The sequence below is a fragment of the Mycobacterium sp. Dal123C01 genome (assembly GCF_052566995.1).
On sequence record NZ_CP199580.1, the window covers coordinates 3,196,485 to 3,212,383 of the forward strand.

The 15,899-nt window shown below is 66.4% G+C and carries 17 protein-coding genes; 14 read left to right on the forward strand and 3 right to left on the reverse strand.

Translation table 11 applies throughout. The features are described 5' to 3' along the window. Positions 1 to 67: 67 nt before the first annotated feature. From dnaJ to era, 8 genes are read left to right on the forward strand one after another with little or no spacing between them, the layout of a single operon-like run. Entirely contained in the window at positions 68 to 1,210 is a 1,143-nt protein-coding gene (dnaJ, locus tag ACTXG5_RS15125; RefSeq protein WP_445159586.1) for a molecular chaperone DnaJ, read from the forward strand. Positions 1,211 to 1,234: 24 nt separating this feature from the next. After that, the gene (locus tag ACTXG5_RS15130) at positions 1,235 to 2,041 is read left to right on the forward strand and encodes a 16S rRNA (uracil(1498)-N(3))-methyltransferase (RefSeq protein ID WP_445159587.1); all 807 of its coding nucleotides are present in this window, start codon (positions 1,235 to 1,237) and stop codon (positions 2,039 to 2,041) included. A gap of 55 nt (positions 2,042 to 2,096) precedes the next feature. Further along, entirely contained in the window at positions 2,097 to 3,149 is a 1,053-nt protein-coding gene (locus ACTXG5_RS15135; RefSeq protein ID WP_445159588.1) for a PhoH family protein, read from the forward strand. An 18-nt stretch (positions 3,150 to 3,167) separates the two neighbouring features. Beyond that, a complete protein-coding gene (gene ybeY / locus ACTXG5_RS15140) occupies positions 3,168 to 3,701 on the forward strand; it encodes an rRNA maturation RNase YbeY (protein ID WP_445159589.1) in 534 nt (177 codons plus the stop codon). Positions 3,702 to 3,742: 41 nt separating this feature from the next. Beyond that, positions 3,743 to 4,975: a hypothetical protein gene (locus ACTXG5_RS15145; protein WP_445164432.1), complete on the forward strand. Its 1,233-nt coding sequence runs from the start codon at positions 3,743 to 3,745 to the stop codon at positions 4,973 to 4,975. Beyond that, a complete protein-coding gene (locus ACTXG5_RS15150) occupies positions 4,972 to 6,276 on the forward strand; it encodes a hemolysin family protein (protein ID WP_445159590.1) in 1,305 nt (434 codons plus the stop codon). The genes ACTXG5_RS15145 and ACTXG5_RS15150 overlap by 4 nt, the downstream gene beginning before the upstream one ends. Then, positions 6,269 to 6,589 (forward strand): cytidine deaminase, encoded by a 321-nt coding sequence (locus tag ACTXG5_RS15155; RefSeq protein ID WP_445159591.1) that lies wholly within the window; start codon positions 6,269 to 6,271, stop codon positions 6,587 to 6,589. Before ACTXG5_RS15150 ends, ACTXG5_RS15155 begins: the two co-directional genes overlap by 8 nt. Continuing rightward, complete coding sequence (gene era / locus ACTXG5_RS15160) at positions 6,586 to 7,485, forward strand: GTPase Era (protein WP_445159592.1); 900 nt, start codon at positions 6,586 to 6,588, stop codon at positions 7,483 to 7,485. Before ACTXG5_RS15155 ends, era begins: the two co-directional genes overlap by 4 nt. Positions 7,486 to 7,491: 6 nt before the next feature. On the opposite strand, the gene ACTXG5_RS15165 is transcribed toward era, so the two are convergent. Next, entirely contained in the window at positions 7,492 to 8,979 is a 1,488-nt protein-coding gene (locus ACTXG5_RS15165) for an amidase (protein ID WP_445159593.1), read from the reverse strand. 61 nt (positions 8,980 to 9,040) lie between these two features. On the opposite strand from ACTXG5_RS15165, the gene recO reads away from it, so the two are divergent. Genes recO through ACTXG5_RS15180 form a run of 3 tightly spaced genes read left to right on the forward strand, consistent with a single transcriptional unit; the run spans position 9,041 to position 11,152 of the window. Beyond that, the gene (gene recO, locus ACTXG5_RS15170) at positions 9,041 to 9,838 is read left to right on the forward strand and encodes a DNA repair protein RecO (protein ID WP_445159594.1); all 798 of its coding nucleotides are present in this window, start codon (positions 9,041 to 9,043) and stop codon (positions 9,836 to 9,838) included. Between the two features lie 16 nt (positions 9,839 to 9,854). Beyond that, entirely contained in the window at positions 9,855 to 10,724 is an 870-nt protein-coding gene (locus ACTXG5_RS15175) for a decaprenyl diphosphate synthase (RefSeq protein ID WP_445164433.1), read from the forward strand. Continuing rightward, positions 10,724 to 11,152 carry a hypothetical protein gene (locus ACTXG5_RS15180; RefSeq protein ID WP_445159595.1) on the forward strand — a complete coding sequence of 143 codons (429 nt, stop codon included), beginning with the start codon at positions 10,724 to 10,726 and terminating at the stop codon, positions 11,150 to 11,152. The genes ACTXG5_RS15175 and ACTXG5_RS15180 overlap by 1 nt, the downstream gene beginning before the upstream one ends. A gap of 113 nt (positions 11,153 to 11,265) precedes the next feature. On the opposite strand, the gene ACTXG5_RS15185 is transcribed toward ACTXG5_RS15180, so the two are convergent. After that, the gene (locus ACTXG5_RS15185) at positions 11,266 to 11,658 is read right to left on the reverse strand and encodes a Fur family transcriptional regulator (RefSeq protein ID WP_445159596.1); all 393 of its coding nucleotides are present in this window, start codon (positions 11,656 to 11,658) and stop codon (positions 11,266 to 11,268) included. Next, complete coding sequence (locus ACTXG5_RS15190) at positions 11,655 to 12,062, reverse strand: ArsR/SmtB family transcription factor (RefSeq protein ID WP_445164434.1); 408 nt, start codon at positions 12,060 to 12,062, stop codon at positions 11,655 to 11,657. The genes ACTXG5_RS15185 and ACTXG5_RS15190 overlap by 4 nt, the downstream gene beginning before the upstream one ends. A 175-nt stretch (positions 12,063 to 12,237) precedes the next feature. On the opposite strand from ACTXG5_RS15190, the gene ACTXG5_RS15195 reads away from it, so the two are divergent. The 3 genes from ACTXG5_RS15195 (at position 12,238) to ACTXG5_RS15205 (ending at position 15,849) form a co-directional block, all read left to right on the forward strand. Continuing rightward, positions 12,238 to 13,629: a glycine--tRNA ligase gene (locus tag ACTXG5_RS15195; RefSeq protein ID WP_445164435.1), complete on the forward strand. Its 1,392-nt coding sequence runs from the start codon at positions 12,238 to 12,240 to the stop codon at positions 13,627 to 13,629. Positions 13,630 to 13,783: 154 nt separating this feature from the next. After that, positions 13,784 to 14,962 carry a PPE family protein gene (locus tag ACTXG5_RS15200; protein ID WP_445159597.1) on the forward strand — a complete coding sequence of 393 codons (1,179 nt, stop codon included), beginning with the start codon at positions 13,784 to 13,786 and terminating at the stop codon, positions 14,960 to 14,962. Positions 14,963 to 15,591: 629 nt separating this feature from the next. Further along, complete coding sequence (locus tag ACTXG5_RS15205) at positions 15,592 to 15,849, forward strand: hypothetical protein (RefSeq protein WP_445159598.1); 258 nt, start codon at positions 15,592 to 15,594, stop codon at positions 15,847 to 15,849. Positions 15,850 to 15,899 lie beyond the last annotated feature (50 nt).

Genomic DNA, 15,899 nt, shown 5'->3' on the forward strand with positions numbered 1-15,899 from the left:
ACGCGCACCCGCACACTTTGTGAACAGACGTGGTAACGCGGCCTAGAAGGGCCGAGGGAGGTCAGGCGTGGCACGCGACTATTACGGGCTGCTGGGCGTTGGCAAAAACGCCGGCGATGCGGAGATCAAACGCGCCTACCGCAAGCTGGCGCGCGAGCTGCACCCCGACATCAATCCCGACGAGGCCGCGCAGGCGAAGTTCAAGGAAATCAGCGTCGCCTACGAGGTGCTGAGCGATCCCGAGAAACGCCGGATCGTCGACCTGGGCGGGGACCCGCTGGAAAACGCGGCAGCGGCCGGCGGGTTTGGCGGTTTCGGTGGTCTGGGTGACGTGTTCGAGGCCTTCTTCGGCGGCGGCTTCAGCGGGGGCGCGACGTCTCGCGGTCCGATCGGCCGGGTTCGGCCGGGCTCGGACTCCCTGCTGCGGATGCGGTTGGATCTCGAAGAGTGCGCGACCGGTGTGACCAAACAAGTCACCGTCGACACCGCGGTGTTGTGCGACCGGTGCCAGGGCAAGGGGACCAACGGCGATTCCGCGCCGATCCCCTGCGACACCTGCGGCGGTCGCGGTGAGGTGCAGACGGTCCAGCGCTCGCTGCTGGGCCAGATGGTGACCTCGCGGCCGTGCCCCACCTGCCGCGGCGTCGGCGTGGTCATCCCCGACCCGTGCCATCAGTGCGTGGGCGACGGCCGGGTGCGAGCCCGTCGCGACATCAGCGTCAAGATTCCCGCCGGTGTCGGCGACGGCATGCGGGTGCGCCTTGCCGCCCAGGGTGAGGTCGGGCCCGGGGGAGGGCCGGCCGGTGACCTGTATGTCGAGGTCCACGAGCAGGCCCATGACATCTTCGTTCGCGACGGCGACGACCTGCACTGCACCGTTTCGGTGCCGATGATCGACGCCGCGCTCGGCGCCACCATCAGCATCGACGCCATTCTCGACGGCACCAGCGAGATCACCATTCCGCCTGGCACGCAACCGGGTTCGATCATCACGCTGCGTGGTCACGGGATGCCGCAGCTGCGGGCGGCCACCCGCGGCAATCTCAACGTCCACGTCGAAGTGGTGGTCCCCACCCGGCTGGACCACCAGGACAGCGAACTGTTGCGCGAGCTGAAAACCCGCCGCAGCCGCGACGTGCCCGAGGTCCGCTCGACGCACACCGGTGGTGGCCTGTTCAGCCGGCTGCGCGAGACCTTCACCGGGCGCTAGCCCCGGTCCCTGGGGCTTCGGCACATGGTGGCGACGCTGTTCTACGTCGAAGCACTGCCCGACGTCGGTGAACTGGCCGTCGTCGATGGCGACGAAGGATTTCACGCCGCGACCGTGCGCCGGATCCGTTCCGGTGAGGAATTGGTGCTCGGTGACGGTGCCGGCGGCTTGGCCCGCTGCGTGGTCGAGCAGTCCGGACGTGACGGGCTACGCGCCCGGGTGCTGGATCGCTGGACCGTCGACCCCGGGCGGCCGACGGTGACGGTGGTGCAAGCGCTGCCCAAGTCCGAGCGCTCGGAGTTGGCGATCGAATTGGCCACCGAGGCCGGCGCCGACGCGTTTTTGGCCTGGCAGGCGGCCCGATGCGTGGCCAGCTGGGAAGGTGCCCGCGTCGACAAGGGTCTGCGCCGGTGGCGTGCCGTGGTCCGGTCGGCGGCCCGGCAATCGCGGCGGGCGCACATCCCGCCCGTTGACGGCGTGTTGTCCACGGCGGCGCTGATCCAGCGGCTCCGCGACGAAGTGGCCGCCGGCGCGGTGGTATTGGTCCTGCATGAGTCGGCGACCGACCGGATCGCGGACGTCGCTGTCGAGCAAGCACACGCGCTGCTACTCGTGGTCGGTCCCGAAGGAGGCATCGCGCCGGAGGAGCTCGCCGCGCTGAGCGAGGCGGGCGCGGTCGCGGTACGGCTGGGCCCGCAGGTGTTGCGGACCTCGACCGCCGCCGCGGTGGCCCTGGGTGCGCTGGGCGTGCTCACCCGGCGATGGGAGCAGAGCGGCGAGGTCGGGTCGTCTACGCCGCTTGCGGCTGACCAGACGGAGCCTCCGGCGTAGACTAAGACATCCGAACTACCCCTGATGAGCCGAGAAGGCAGGCACCGAAAACCACGTGACGCCACGCGAGACCAGCGCTGCTGACGCAGCTAGGGCCCTGCAGGCCGACGCTCAGGTTCGCAGCAGCATCGACATTCCTCCTGATCTTGTCGTGGGCTTGCTGGGTTCGGCGGACGAGAATCTGCGCGCCCTCGAACGGATACTGAGCGCCGACCTGCATGTTCGCGGCAATGCCCTCACCCTCTCGGGGGAACCGGCCGACGTCGCGCTCGCCGAGCGGGTGATCTCCGAGCTGGTCGCCATCGTCGCCGGCCGCCAGCCGTTGACGCCGGAAGTGGTACGCCACAGCGTCGCCATGCTGGTCGGCACCGGCAACGAGTCGGCGGCCGAGGTGCTCACCCTGGACATCTTGTCGCGCCGCGGTAAGACAATCCGGCCCAAGACGCTCAACCAGAAGCGCTACGTCGACGCCATCGATACCAACACCGTCGTCTTCGGGGTCGGCCCGGCCGGTACCGGCAAGACGTATCTGGCCATGGCCAAGGCGGTCAACGCGCTGCAGACCAAGCAGGTGACCCGCATTATCTTGACCCGTCCGGCCGTGGAAGCCGGTGAGCGCCTTGGGTTTTTGCCGGGCACGCTGAGCGAGAAAATCGACCCGTATCTGCGCCCGTTGTACGACGCGCTGTACGAGATGATGGACCCGGAGTTGATCCCGAAGCTGATGTCGGCCGGGGTGATCGAGGTGGCGCCGCTGGCATACATGCGCGGCAGAACCTTGAACGACGCGTTCATCGTTCTCGACGAGGCGCAGAACACCACCGCCGAGCAGATGAAGATGTTCCTCACCCGGCTCGGTTTCGGGTCGAAGATCGTCGTCACCGGGGATGTGACCCAGGTCGACCTACCGGGCGGCGCCAGGTCGGGCCTACGGTCGGCGATCGACATCCTCGACGACGTCGACGACATCCACATTGCCGAGCTGACCAGCGTGGATGTGGTACGCCACCGCCTGGTTTCGGAGATCGTCGACGCCTATGCCAGGTCCGACGACTCTGGGATGAATCGGGCGGCCCGGCGGGCATCCGGGACCCGGAATCGCCGGTGATGGTGCGGTGAGCAGTCCATGACCATTGAGGTTTCCAACGAATCGGGCATCGACGTCTCCGAAGCGGAATTGGTGAGCGTCGCGCGGTTCGTCATCGCCAAAATGGACGTCAATCCGGGCGCTGAGCTGTCGATGGTGCTGTTGGACACCGCGGCGATGGCCGACCTGCACATGCGCTGGATGGACCTGCCCGGCCCGACCGACGTGATGAGTTTCCCGATGGACGAGCTCGAGCCGGGCGGCCGTCCGGACGCGCCCGAGCCGGGGCCGTCGATGCTGGGCGACATCGTGCTGTGCCCGGAATTCGCGGCCGAACAGGCCAGCGCGGCGGGCCACACCCTCGGACATGAGTTGGCGCTGTTGACAATTCACGGCGTACTTCACTTGCTCGGCTACGACCACGCCGAGCACGACGAGGAGAAGGAGATGTTCGCCCTGCAGGAGCGACTTCTCGAAGAGTGGGTCGCCGAACAGGTCGAGGCATACCACTACAACCGGCAGGACGAGAAAGACCGCCGGTTGCTGGACAAGTCAAGGTATTTCGACAATTGAGCCTCTTAACGAAAGCACTCGGGATCGCGGCCTCAGCCGCCATGGCTTTGGCGCCGTTGGTGGTGCTGACGAGCACGCCCGGTGTGGCACAGGCGTCTCCGTGTGCCGGCGAGGGGTCAAACCCCACATCGTGCCAGCACTGCCTGTTTTACGTGCAGGCCTACCACACCGCGAACGTATGCAACGCGCCCGCGCCGCGGCCGGCCCCGGCGCCGTCGAGCACTGTGCCGGCTTATATTCCGGAGCCTCCGCCGATACCTGTGCAGCCGAGTCCGACGCGCCCGATCCAGGTGCCGATGCAGACCCCGAAGATCAATCCGCCGGGCCCCGGGGCGCCGAGAAGCATCGCGGTGGTGGCACCGCCGCGGAAGTTGGATGCGCCACCGCAGGCGATCGCGGCTGCCAAGACCGCACCGGTGGCGCGGCTTGATCCTGCCGCCCCGCCGAGGCCGCCGACCCAGACGGACTTCAACCAGCAGGTGCAGAACGTCATCAGCGCCCACAGCGACAACATCGAGCTCATCAAGGCCGACAACAAGGCGCTGGTTCGCCCCCGCCACTGGGACTTCCTCGACTACGACGAGTATCACCGCCCGACCCTGTACAACCCGCTCGATCAGGCGATGACCTTCCGCTACGCCTACGGCGGCGCCTCCCGCGAGGCGTACCTGCCGGCCGGTGGCCGGATCGTCCTCGATACCGCCACCGTCGGCCTGGTCCCGTTCACCGCGGTCAGCGATAGCTATCTGGCGTCGGGCAGCTTCTACGGAGGTGCCTTCATACCGCCGGAAAACGGGCAGGGCCCGCCGCCGCCCGAGTACGTCGCGCCGGGGCCCCCGACGGCGTACCAGAACGTGTCGGCCGAAGTCCCTGCCGATAACCAGACCGTGCAAATCGGCGAGGTGACGGTGGTCGGCCACGACGACAGCCAACCCGCGGGCAGCCAGGACACCTTCCTGCTCGACGACTCCACCTTGGCCTGGGGTCAGGTCAACGATCCCAGCAGCAGTGTGCAAATCAGGGTGAACAGGACTCAGTCGCTGCCGGGCTTCGGACCGACCGACAATGGCAGCTTCTTGGTGGCGCTGGCCGGCCACGAGGGGCCCGGCCAAGCCGCCTCACCCGCAATTACCCAACCCTGGTGGCCGTCCGCGCTGGGCTTCGGGATTTTGGGGATCGTCGTTGTCGTTGTTGCCTCGTTGGTCAGTCGTCGGAAACAAGATGACGATGCCACCAACGAGTCCGCGACCGAGTCAAGGCATTCTCACCATTGACCGGCATATTTCAACTGCTCGGTGCGATCGCGCTGATCGCGTTGGGCGGGTTTTTCGCCGCGATCGACGCCGCGATTAGCACGCTGTCGGTGGCACGGGTCGCGGAGCTGGTGCGCGACGAGCGGCCTGGCGCTGGGGCCCTGTCGAAGGTGATGGCCGACCGGCCGCGCTACATCAACCTCGTGGTGCTGTTGCGCATCGCCTGTGAGGTCACCGCGACCGTCCTGCTTGTGGTGTTTCTCTACGACAACTTCGGCCTGAATTGGGCGGTGTTCGGCGCCGCGACCATCATGGTGCTGACCAGCTTCGTCGTTGTCGGTGTGGGCCCGCGAACCCTCGGTCGCCAGCATGCGTATTCCATTTCGCTGGTGACGGCCATTCCGCTGCAGGTGATCTCGTCGCTGTTGATGCCGCTCAGCCGGCTGCTGGTGGTTTTGGGTAACGCGATCACTCCGGGCCGGGGCTTGCGGAACGGCCCGTTCGCTTCCGAGATCGAACTGCGCGAAGTCGTCGACCTGGCCCAGCAGCGCGGCGTGGTGGCCGCTGACGAGCGCCGGATGATCGAGTCGGTGTTCGAACTCGGTGACACCCCGGCGCGCGAGGTGATGGTGCCGCGGACCGAGATGATTTGGATCGAGAGCGACAAATTCGCCAGCCAAGCCACCAACTTGGCTGTGCGCAGCGGACATTCCCGCATTCCGGTGATCGGCGAGAATGTCGACGATGTCGTCGGGGTGGTGTATCTGAAAGACCTTGTCCAGCAGACGTTCTTGTCCGCCGACGCTGGCCGCGACACCAAGGTGTCGGAGGTGATGCGCCCGCCGGTGTTCGTGCCGGATTCCAAGCCGTTGGATGCGCTGCTGCGTGAGATGCAGCGCGACCGCAACCACATGGCGTTGCTTGTCGACGAGTACGGCGCGATAGCCGGCCTGGTCAGCATCGAGGACGTGCTGGAGGAGATCGTCGGCGAGATCGCTGACGAGTACGACCAGGAAGAGACGGCTCCGATAGAAGACTTGGGCGACAAGCGTTTCCGCGTGTCGGCGCGGCTGCCGATCGAAGACGTCGGCGAACTCTATGACCTGGAATTCGATGAGGATCTCGACGTCGATACGGTGGGCGGCCTGCTGGCACTGGAACTGGGCCGGGTTCCGCTGCCCGGCGCCGAGGTGGTTTCCCACGGCCTGCGGCTGTGCGCCGAGGGCGGCCCCGACCATCGCGGACGGGTGCGGATCGGCACCGTCCTGCTGAGCCCGGCCGAATCGGAGGATCACGAGTTTGAGGACACTCATCATGGCTGAGCAGCTGGACCAAGCGGACGAGAAGCTGGTGGTGCTGGCGCGTGCCGCGATGGCGCGCGCGGAGGCCGGCAGCGGCGCCTCGGTGCGAGACGTCGACGGCCGCACGTATGCCGCTGCGCCAGTGACCTTGTCGGCGCTGCCGCTCACCGGCCTGCAGGCGGCGGTGGCCGCGGCGGCATCCAGTGGGGCGACCGGCTTGGAGGCCGCCGTGCTGGTGGCGGGGTCGGCCGACGACCCGGGTATCGCCGCGGTGCGCGAGCTCAGTCCGACCGCCGCGATCATCCTGACCGACAACGCCGGTACCCCGCTATGAGTGAATTCCGTTCGGGCTTCGTGTGTTTGGTTGGCCGGCCCAATACCGGCAAGTCGACGCTGACGAACGCTCTGGTCGGCACCAAAGTGGCAATCACCTCGAAGCGACCGCAGACCACCCGCCACACCATCCGCGGCATTGTGCACCGGGAGAACTTTCAGATCATTCTGGTCGACACCCCGGGGCTGCACCGACCGCGCACCCTGTTGGGCAAACGGCTGAACCATTTGGTCCGTGACACCTACGGCGAAGTCGACATCATCGGGCTGTGCATCCCGGCCGATGAGGCGATCGGCCCCGGAGACCGCTGGATCGTCGAGCAGATCCGTTCGGTCGCGCCCAAGACCACACTCTTCGTGATCGTCACCAAGATCGACAAGGTGCCCAAAGACCGGGTGGCCGCCCAGTTGGTCGCGGTCAGCGAACTCGTCGATGGTTCGGCCGAAATCGTCCCGGTGTCAGCGGTCACCGGCACGCAAGTCGACCTGCTGATCGACGTGCTGGTCGCGGCGCTGCCCGTCGGCCCGGCCTACTACCCCGACGGCGAGCTGACCGATGAGCCCGAAGAGATGTTGATGGCCGAGCTCATCCGCGAGGCCGCCCTGGAGGGAGTGCACGACGAGCTTCCGCATTCGCTGGCGGTGGTGATCGACGAAGTCAATCCGCGGGAGGGCCGCGACGACCTGATCGACGTGTATGCAGTGCTCTACGTCGAGCGGGACAGCCAGAAGGGCATCATCATCGGCAAGGGTGGGGCCCGGCTGCGCGAAGTGGGCACCGCGGCGCGCGGTCAGATCGAGAAGCTGCTGGGCACGAAGGTCTATCTCGACCTGCGCGTCAAGGTCGCCAAGAACTGGCAGAGTGACCCCAAACAGCTTGGGCGGCTGGGGTTTTAGCGCATCTCAAGCTTGCGGCAGGTTGTGCTCGTGCTCCCACCACACCTTCGGCTGCTGGGCCACCCAGCCGCAGACGGCCTCCAGCTCGGCGGCCAGCGAGATCAGCATGGGTTCGCTGTTCGCCGGTCCCATCAGCTGCACACCGATCGGCAGGCCGTCGGAAGTGAATCCGGCGGGCACGTTGATCGACGGCCAGCCCAGCACATTCCACGGCCACGTCACCGGGCACGCCTTGATCATGACGCGGTCGGTGCCGTAGCCACCCAACCGGTCGAAAGATCGTGCCAGCGGGGGTGGCTGCGCGGTAGTCGGTGCCACCACCACGTCGACGATGTCGAAGATCGAGCCCACCCGGCGCTGCAGCGTGCCTTCGTGCAGGCGCGCATTGCGCAGGATCGCTTGTCCCAGTACATGACCCATCCGCAGGTTGGACAAGGTGCGGGGGTCCAGGACGACACCGTCGCCCAGCCGCTCCTCCCATTCCCGCAGTCCCGCAGTCGACCTCGCCAGAAAGTCCCACCCCAGCCGCACGCCGTAGTCCGGATTGCCGTTCTGCACGGTGTGGCCGAGCAATTGAAGTTGCTTGCCCATGGCGCGGGTCGCGGCCAGGATCTCGGGATGCAGTTTGGCTCGAAAGAAGGTGTACGGGAACCGGGTTGACAGGGCGATGTTCAGCTGCCCGGGCGCGATGCTGACGTAGTCGGACGCCCTGATCGGGCGCGGCTTGTGCCGGTCGCCCTCGACGTTCCCGGACGCGGCGTCGAGCACCAGCGCCGCGTCGGCCACCGTGCGGGCCAGCACGCCGTTGACGGTGATCCCGTTGAACGACTCCGGCAGCGGCCAGGTGGAGATGCGGCCGCGCTGCGGCTTGATGCCGACCAAGTGCGTCCAGGCCGCCGGGATCCGGACGCTGCCGGCGCCGTCGGAGCCGATCGCGGCGGTGACCAGACCGGCGGCCACCGCGGCCGCGCTGCCGCCCGACGACCCGCCCGGGGTGTGCCGCCGCGACCACGGGTTGCGGGTGTGTCCGAATCCCGGTCCGCTGGTGAACGGCCACTGGCCCAGTTCGCAGGCGTTGGTCTTGCCGACGATCACCGCCCCGGCGGCTTTGAGGCGCCGAACCACCTCGGCGTCGTGGGTGGCGGGGCGGACGTAGCCGTCGGTGCCGAAGGCCGTGGGTACCCCGGCAACATCAACGTCGTCCTTGACGGCGATCGGGACGCCCAGCAACGGCGCCGTGTCGCCGGCGGCGCGTCGCCGGTCGGCCTCGGCCGCGTCCGCCAGCGCCGACTCGGTGAGGACCACCCGGAATGCGTTCAGCGTGGACTGGCTGACATCAATGGCGTGCAGCGAGCGGCGCACCAGTGTGTCGGACGTCACCGAGCGGCTGGCCAGCTGATAGAGCAGGTCAGTGAGTGTGGGCAGGCGCGTGCTGCGGGATTCGGAAGCGGACCCAGAAGCGGACCCAGAAGCGGACCCAGAAGCGCCAATCACGGGGTACGAGACTATCGGCGCGGATACCCGCGATGTCGCGGCGGGGTGCAAAACTATTGAGATGCGGCTGTATCGAGACCGAGCGGTAGTGCTGCGCCAGCACAAGCTCGGCGAAGCCGACCGGATCGTCACCATGCTGACCCGCGAGCACGGGCTGGTTCGCGCGGTGGCAAAAGGGGTGCGCCGCACCCGCAGCAAATTCGGTGCGCGGCTCGAGCCGTTCGCGCACATCGATGTCCAGCTGCACCCCGGCCGCAATCTCGACATCGTCACCCAGGTCGTTTCGATCGATGCGTTCGCCACCGACATCGTCAGCGACTACGGCCGGTACACCTGCGGGTGCGCAATGCTGGAAACCGCCGAACGCCTCGCCGGTGAGGAGCGGGCACCCGCCCCGGCGCTGCACCGGCTCACGGTCAGCGCGCTACGGGCGGTGGCGGACGGACACCGCCCTCGTGAGCTGCTACTGGACTCCTACCTGCTGCGTGCCATGGGCATCGCCGGCTGGGCGCCGTCGCTGACCGAGTGTGCCCGCTGCGCCGCACCCGGTCCGCATCGGGCATTTCACATCGCCGCCGGGGGCAGCGTCTGCGGCCACTGCCGTCCCGCGGGTTCGACCACGCCGCCACTGGGCGTACTGGAACTGATGTCCGCGCTGCACGATGGCGATTGGGAGGCCGCCGAGGCGACGCCACCATCGCACCGCAGCCATGTCAGCGGATTGGTGGCCGCCCACCTGCAATGGCACCTGGAACGGCAGCTCAAGACGTTGCCGCTGGTGGAACGCAATTATCGGGTCGACCGCACGATCGCCGACCGGCGCGCAGCGCTGATCGGGCAGGATGAGGCCTGTGGCTAGGAACCACGAGCGCAAGCTGAAGTCCACCGACTACCCGCAACTGCCCGCCGCACCCGAGGGCTATCCGACTTTTCCCGACAGGTCGACATGGCCGGTGGCGTTCCCCGAACTGCCGCCGTCTCCCGGGGGCGGCCCGAGCCGGCCGCCGCAGCACATCTCGAAAACGGCTGCACCGCGGATCCCGGCCGACCGGGTGCCCAATCATGTGGCCATCGTGATGGACGGCAATGGCCGCTGGGCCACCCAACGCGGGCTGAGCCGTACCGACGGCCACCAGGCGGGCGAGGCGGTAGTGATTGACATCGTCTGTGGGGCAATCGAAATTGGGATCAGGTGGCTCAGCCTCTACGCCTTCTCCACCGAAAACTGGAAGCGCTCCCCCGAGGAGGTCCGCTTCCTGATGGGCTTCAACCGTGACGTGGTGCGCATGCGCCGGGTGAATCTCAATGTGATGGGCGTCAAGATCCGGTGGGTGGGGTCGCGGCCACGCCTGTGGCGCAGCGTGATCAATGAATTGGCGATCGCGGAGGAGATGACGAAGGGCAACGACGTCATCACCGTCAACTACTGCGTCAACTACGGTGGCCGCGCCGAAATCGCGGAATCCACAAGGGAAATCGCACGCTTGGCCGCCGCCGGCCGGCTGAACCCGGAGCGCATCACCGAGTCGACGGTGGCGCACCACCTGCAGCGGCCCGACATCCCTGATGTGGATTTATTTCTGCGGACCTCGGGGGAGCAGCGGTCCAGCAATTTCATGCTCTGGCAGGCGGCGTATGCCGAATACATTTTTCAGGACAAGCTGTGGCCCGACTACGACCGTCGCGACCTGTGGGCGGCCTGCGTTGAATATGCGGACCGCAACCGACGATTCGGGAGCGCCTAATGCCATCCCTGCAGGAGCGACTGGGGTCGATTCTCCGCGAGGTGCTGCCCGTCGAGGACGAAGCCGACGGCGGGCTGACGGTGCACCATGACGCCACCTTCGCGTCGTTGCGGGTGGTGAACATCGCCGAGGGACTCGACCTGGTGTCGCTGACCCAGATCGTGGCGTGGGATCTGCCGCTGACCAAGAAGCTCAGCGATCAGGTGGCCAAGCAGGCGCACGACAGCAACTTCGGCAATGTGACCATGGTCGAGAAGGTCAGCGACAAGGCCGCACAGCGCAACTCCGGCAAAGGCGCTGCCAAGACCGCGGACGTGATGCTGCGATACAACTTTCCCGGTGCGGCCCTCACCGACGACGCCCTGCGCACCCTGATCCTGCTGGTGCTCGATACGGGCGCCCAGATACGGCGCGCGCTGACGGCCTGAGCCCGCTCAGCGCTTAGCCGCCGAGTGTGCGGCCAGCTTCACGTTCGGTGCCGACTGTGCGGGCAGCTTCACACTCGGCGCACTTGAGCCCGCTCAGCACATACGAGCCGCGATCAGTGCTCGCAGTCCGAGCAGGTGCCGAAGATCTCGATGGTGTGGCTGACGTCGGAGTAGCCATGCTTGGCGGCCACCTGCGCCGCCCACTCTTCGACTTCGTGGTCGCCGACCTCGATGGTGGACCCGCAGTGGCGGCACACCAGATGGTGGTGATGGTGCTCTGAGCATCTGCGGTAGACCGACTCGCCGGTGTCGGTGCGCAGCGTGTCGACCCTTCCCGCCGATGCCATGGATTGCAGCGTCCGGTAGACGGTGGTCAGCCCGATGTTCTCCCCGCGGCGGCGCAGCTCGTCGTGCAGTTCCTGGGCCGAGCGGAATTCGTCGAGGGTCTCCAGCAGGGTGGAAATCGCCGCCCGCTGGCGGGTGGACCGGACGCTGGTTCCTGTCATGGTGTGTCCTCGCTGGCGTGCGCGACGGCGTCGACGACGATGTGCGCAAGGTGGTGATCGGCCAGCCGGTACAGCACCTCGCGGCCGGATCGCTCCCCGGCGACCAATCCGGCCGCCTTGAGAATCTTCAGATGCTGGCTGACCAACGGCTGGGGCACGCTCAGTGCGTCGACCAGTTCGTGCACGCAGCGCTGGGATTCGCGCAGTTGCAGCACGATGGCGATCCGCACGGGTGCGGCCAGGGCGCGCAACAGCTCACCGGCGGCATCGAGGATTTCTCGCGACGGCGGCTCCGGATATTCGGCGAACGGGTGCTCGCCGGCGCCTGCCTCAACGTGCCGGTGCGGGCCCAAATCCGACGGCGAGCCAGAGGCAGCAGTCGGCGTTGAGGAGGACATCACCATCGGAGTCATCACCTCGAGGAGTGCGGGATCGTTGGAGTGCCCACTGTAGGGAACGACTTCCACTGTCACATGCATGATGACGCATGTCAAAGAACCACGGCGCGGTCGATACCATTGCTGAGGTTTCGTGGGCGACGATTCGCCGGCCCGCGCGTCTGAGTTATCCGGAAAGGGAGTGGACCACCCCGTGGCGTCCGTCATCGACACCGTCGTTAACCTCGCCAAACGGCGCGGATTCGTCTATCCCTCGGGTGAGATCTACGGCGGCACCAAGTCGGCGTGGGACTACGGCCCGCTGGGCGTCGAACTCAAAGAGAACATCAAACGACAGTGGTGGCGCACGGTAGTCACCGGTCGCGACGACGTCGTGGGACTCGACTCGTCAATCATCCTGCCCCGGCAGGTGTGGGTGGCTTCGGGCCACGTCGAGGTGTTCCACGACCCGCTGGTGGAGTCGTTGATCACTCACAAGCGCTACCGCGCCGACCATCTGATCGAGGCCTACGAGGCCAAACACGGACACCCGCCGCCCAACGGCCTGGCCGATATCCGCGACCCGGAGACCGGCGAGCCCGGTCAATGGACCGAGCCGCGCGAATTCAACATGATGCTCAAGACCTACCTCGGACCCATCGAGACCGAGGAGGGGCTGCACTATCTGCGGCCGGAGACCGCGCAGGGCATCTTCGTCAATTTCGCCAACGTGGTGACGACCGCACGGCGCAAGCCACCGTTCGGTATCGGGCAGATCGGCAAGAGCTTCCGCAACGAGATCACCCCGGGCAACTTCATCTTCCGGACCCGCGAGTTCGAGCAGATGGAGATGGAGTTCTTCGTCGAGCCGTCGACCGCCAAGGAATGGCACCAATACTGGATCGACGCCCGGCGGCAGTGGTATCTCGACCTCGGTATCAACCCCGAGAACCTGCGGCTCTACGAACACCCCAAAGAGAAGCTGTCGCACTATTCCGACCGCACCGTCGACATCGAGTACAAATTTGGATTCCAAGGTAATCCGTGGGGCGAGCTGGAAGGCATCGCGAACCGAACTGACTACGACTTATCAACGCACGCAAAGCATTCCGGCGCCGACCTGTCGTTCTTCGACCAGGTCAGTGACACTCGGTACACGCCGTACGCGATCGAACCGGCGGCCGGGCTGACTCGGTCGTTCATGGCGTTTTTGATCGATGCCTACGCCGAGGACGAAGCCCCGAACGCCAAGGGCGGCACGGACAAGCGCACGGTGCTTCGCCTGGATCCGCGGCTGGCGCCGGTCAAGGCCGCGGTGCTGCCGTTGTCCCGGCATGCCGACTTGAGCCCCAAAGCTCGCGACTTGGCCGCCGAGTTGCGGAAATCCTGGAACATCGATTTCGACGACGCCGGCGCGATCGGGCGCCGCTATCGGCGCCAGGACGAGGTCGGAACGCCATTCTGCGTCACGGTGGATTTCGACTCGCTGGAGGACAACGCCGTCACCGTGCGCGACCGCGACGCGATGACGCAGGAGCGGGTGTCGATGGACGCCGTCGCTGACTACCTGGCGGTTCGGCTCAAGGGCTGCTAGCGACCTGGGGTTTTAGCCGTTTCGACAAACCCGTCAATTTTGGAGTAGTGCTGCCCTACGATCCACCCTTAGTCTTATACAAGTGTCCAGTTGCTGTAGTGACTGTTGGGGTGCGGTGTAAGGCCGTAGAAACGGCTGGGTGTCGAGGTACTAGATGGTTCTGGATTTTGCTTTCTTGCCGCCGGAGATCAACTCGGCCCTGATGTATGCCGGCGCCGGTTCTGGGCCGCTACTGGCTGCTGCCGCGGCGTGGGACGGCTTGGCCTCCGAGATGTGGGCGTCGGCGTCGTCTTTCGACTCGGTGGTCTCGGGCCTGGCGTCGAATGGGCAGTGGATGGGTCCGGCCTCGGAGTCGATGACTCAGGCCGCAGGACCGTACTTGCAGTGGTTGCACGGTGCGGCGGCGCACGCCTCCATGTCTGCCCTGCAGGCCCGGGTGGCGGCGATGTCGTACGAGGGGGCATTCGCGGCGACGGTGCCACCCGTGGCGGTGGCAGCCAATCGCGTCCAGCTGATGGCATTGATCGCGACGAACATTCTGGGCCAGAACACCGCAGCGATTGCGGCCACCGAATTCGAATACATCGAGATGTGGCTGCAGGATGTGATGGCCATGTTCGGGTATCACGCGGGCGCGCAATCGGTCATGTCGGCGCTGCCGTCGATCAGTTCGGCGCCGGCGAGTCTGGCGGGATTGTTCACGACGCCCCTGAGCAGTCTGGCCTCGCAGTTCGCCGGGGCGTTGTCGTCGGTGGGCGGTCAACTATTCGGCCCGGGCTTCTCGTCAGCGGTGGGCGCGATTCAGTCCGCGCTGACCCAGGTGGGGTCGATAGTTTCGTCCGCGCCCGTGTCGTCGTTCATGTCGGTGGCCCAGATCGGGATGTATCCGGCGAGCGCGCTGATGTCCCCGATGATGGCGCTGACGCAAGGCACCGCACCTGCTACGTCGCTGGCAGGTGCGACGAACGTGGCCGCCGCCAATGCGTCGCAGTACGTCAGTTCGACCGCTCCGGCGACGAACGTGCTCGGCAGCGGCGGCGGTTGGGGTTCGTCGATCTCGGCCAGCCTTGGCCGGGCGCGGTTGGTGGGGGCGATATCGGTGCCCTCGGTGTGGCAGGGGTCGACTCCGGCCCCGATCATCAGCTCGGCGATGACGGGGGCGGCAGTGCCTGGCGCCGTGGCGGAGCCGGTCGGATCCCCCGGTGGCATGCCGGTGCCGGCGCGGGCGGGCACCGCGAATGACAAACCGGCCGAAATGCTGGGTCGTGCCGGGGAAAGTCCGCCCCACGTCGTGCAGGGCCGGCCCAAGGTAGTGCCTCGCAAGGGCGCCTGAGCGGACCGGAGGCAATTGCCGGTGCGGCCAAACGAATGAATCGGGCGCCTGGCGAATATCCCGACATGTTTCCGACTCGTATTAATCAGTTAACCGCTTAATCAAACGATTAGGTACGGTTTGCTACGGCGAATCATTGCGTCCGCAGCAATCTCGGGACGTCCTCAGTACAGGTGCGGGTGGTCCGCGGCGGAGTCCGACCCGTTGCCCTCGTCCGCAGGCAGCGCGGCGGAGGGCAGCGCGGATGCAGCCATCCCGGCCGGGCCACCGTCTAGCCGCAGAACCCCTGCCGAGCAACACTTTTCGCATTGACCCTGCGCGCCCGGCTCTGCGCGGCGCGTCGCACCAGGCGGTCGTGGGTCGCCGGCGCCACGATCGACCGGCTCGACACCGGTCGCCGTCGCAGGTTGCCACCCGTGACTGGATTTTCAGGATGGCCGGCGACGAAATCGGAAATTCCAACAATTTTCCGGGATTTGATTTACGATGAAAAAACTCGGCGGTGATTGGCACGCCGTTGGGGTTTGTGTGAACAGAGTTTCGGGTGTGGAAAGGGGGCCATTGTGCTATTGCCTCTTGGTTCACCCCTGCCGGACGATTCGGTGTCGGCGCTTCGGGGGGAATCGGGCATGCTCGGTCGCTTAACAGTTCCGCTCAGTTGGGGCGTGGCTGTTCCGCCGGATGACTACGACCACTGGGCGCCGGTGCGCGAAGAGCGCGCCGATGCCGAGGGCGAGGTGACCGACGGGCCGGATTCAGAGGCGGCGGCCGACGGCATGAGCGAAAAGAAAGAACACGCGTGGGGCGACTTTGAAGGCGAAGCTGAACCTCGCTTCAAAGTGGCGCGATCCAACAAATTTGTCCCCCATTCGCCTGCGGCTGGTTGAGATCGAAAGACGGTCGGCCAATGGGTACGACACGTCAATGGGTTGAATCC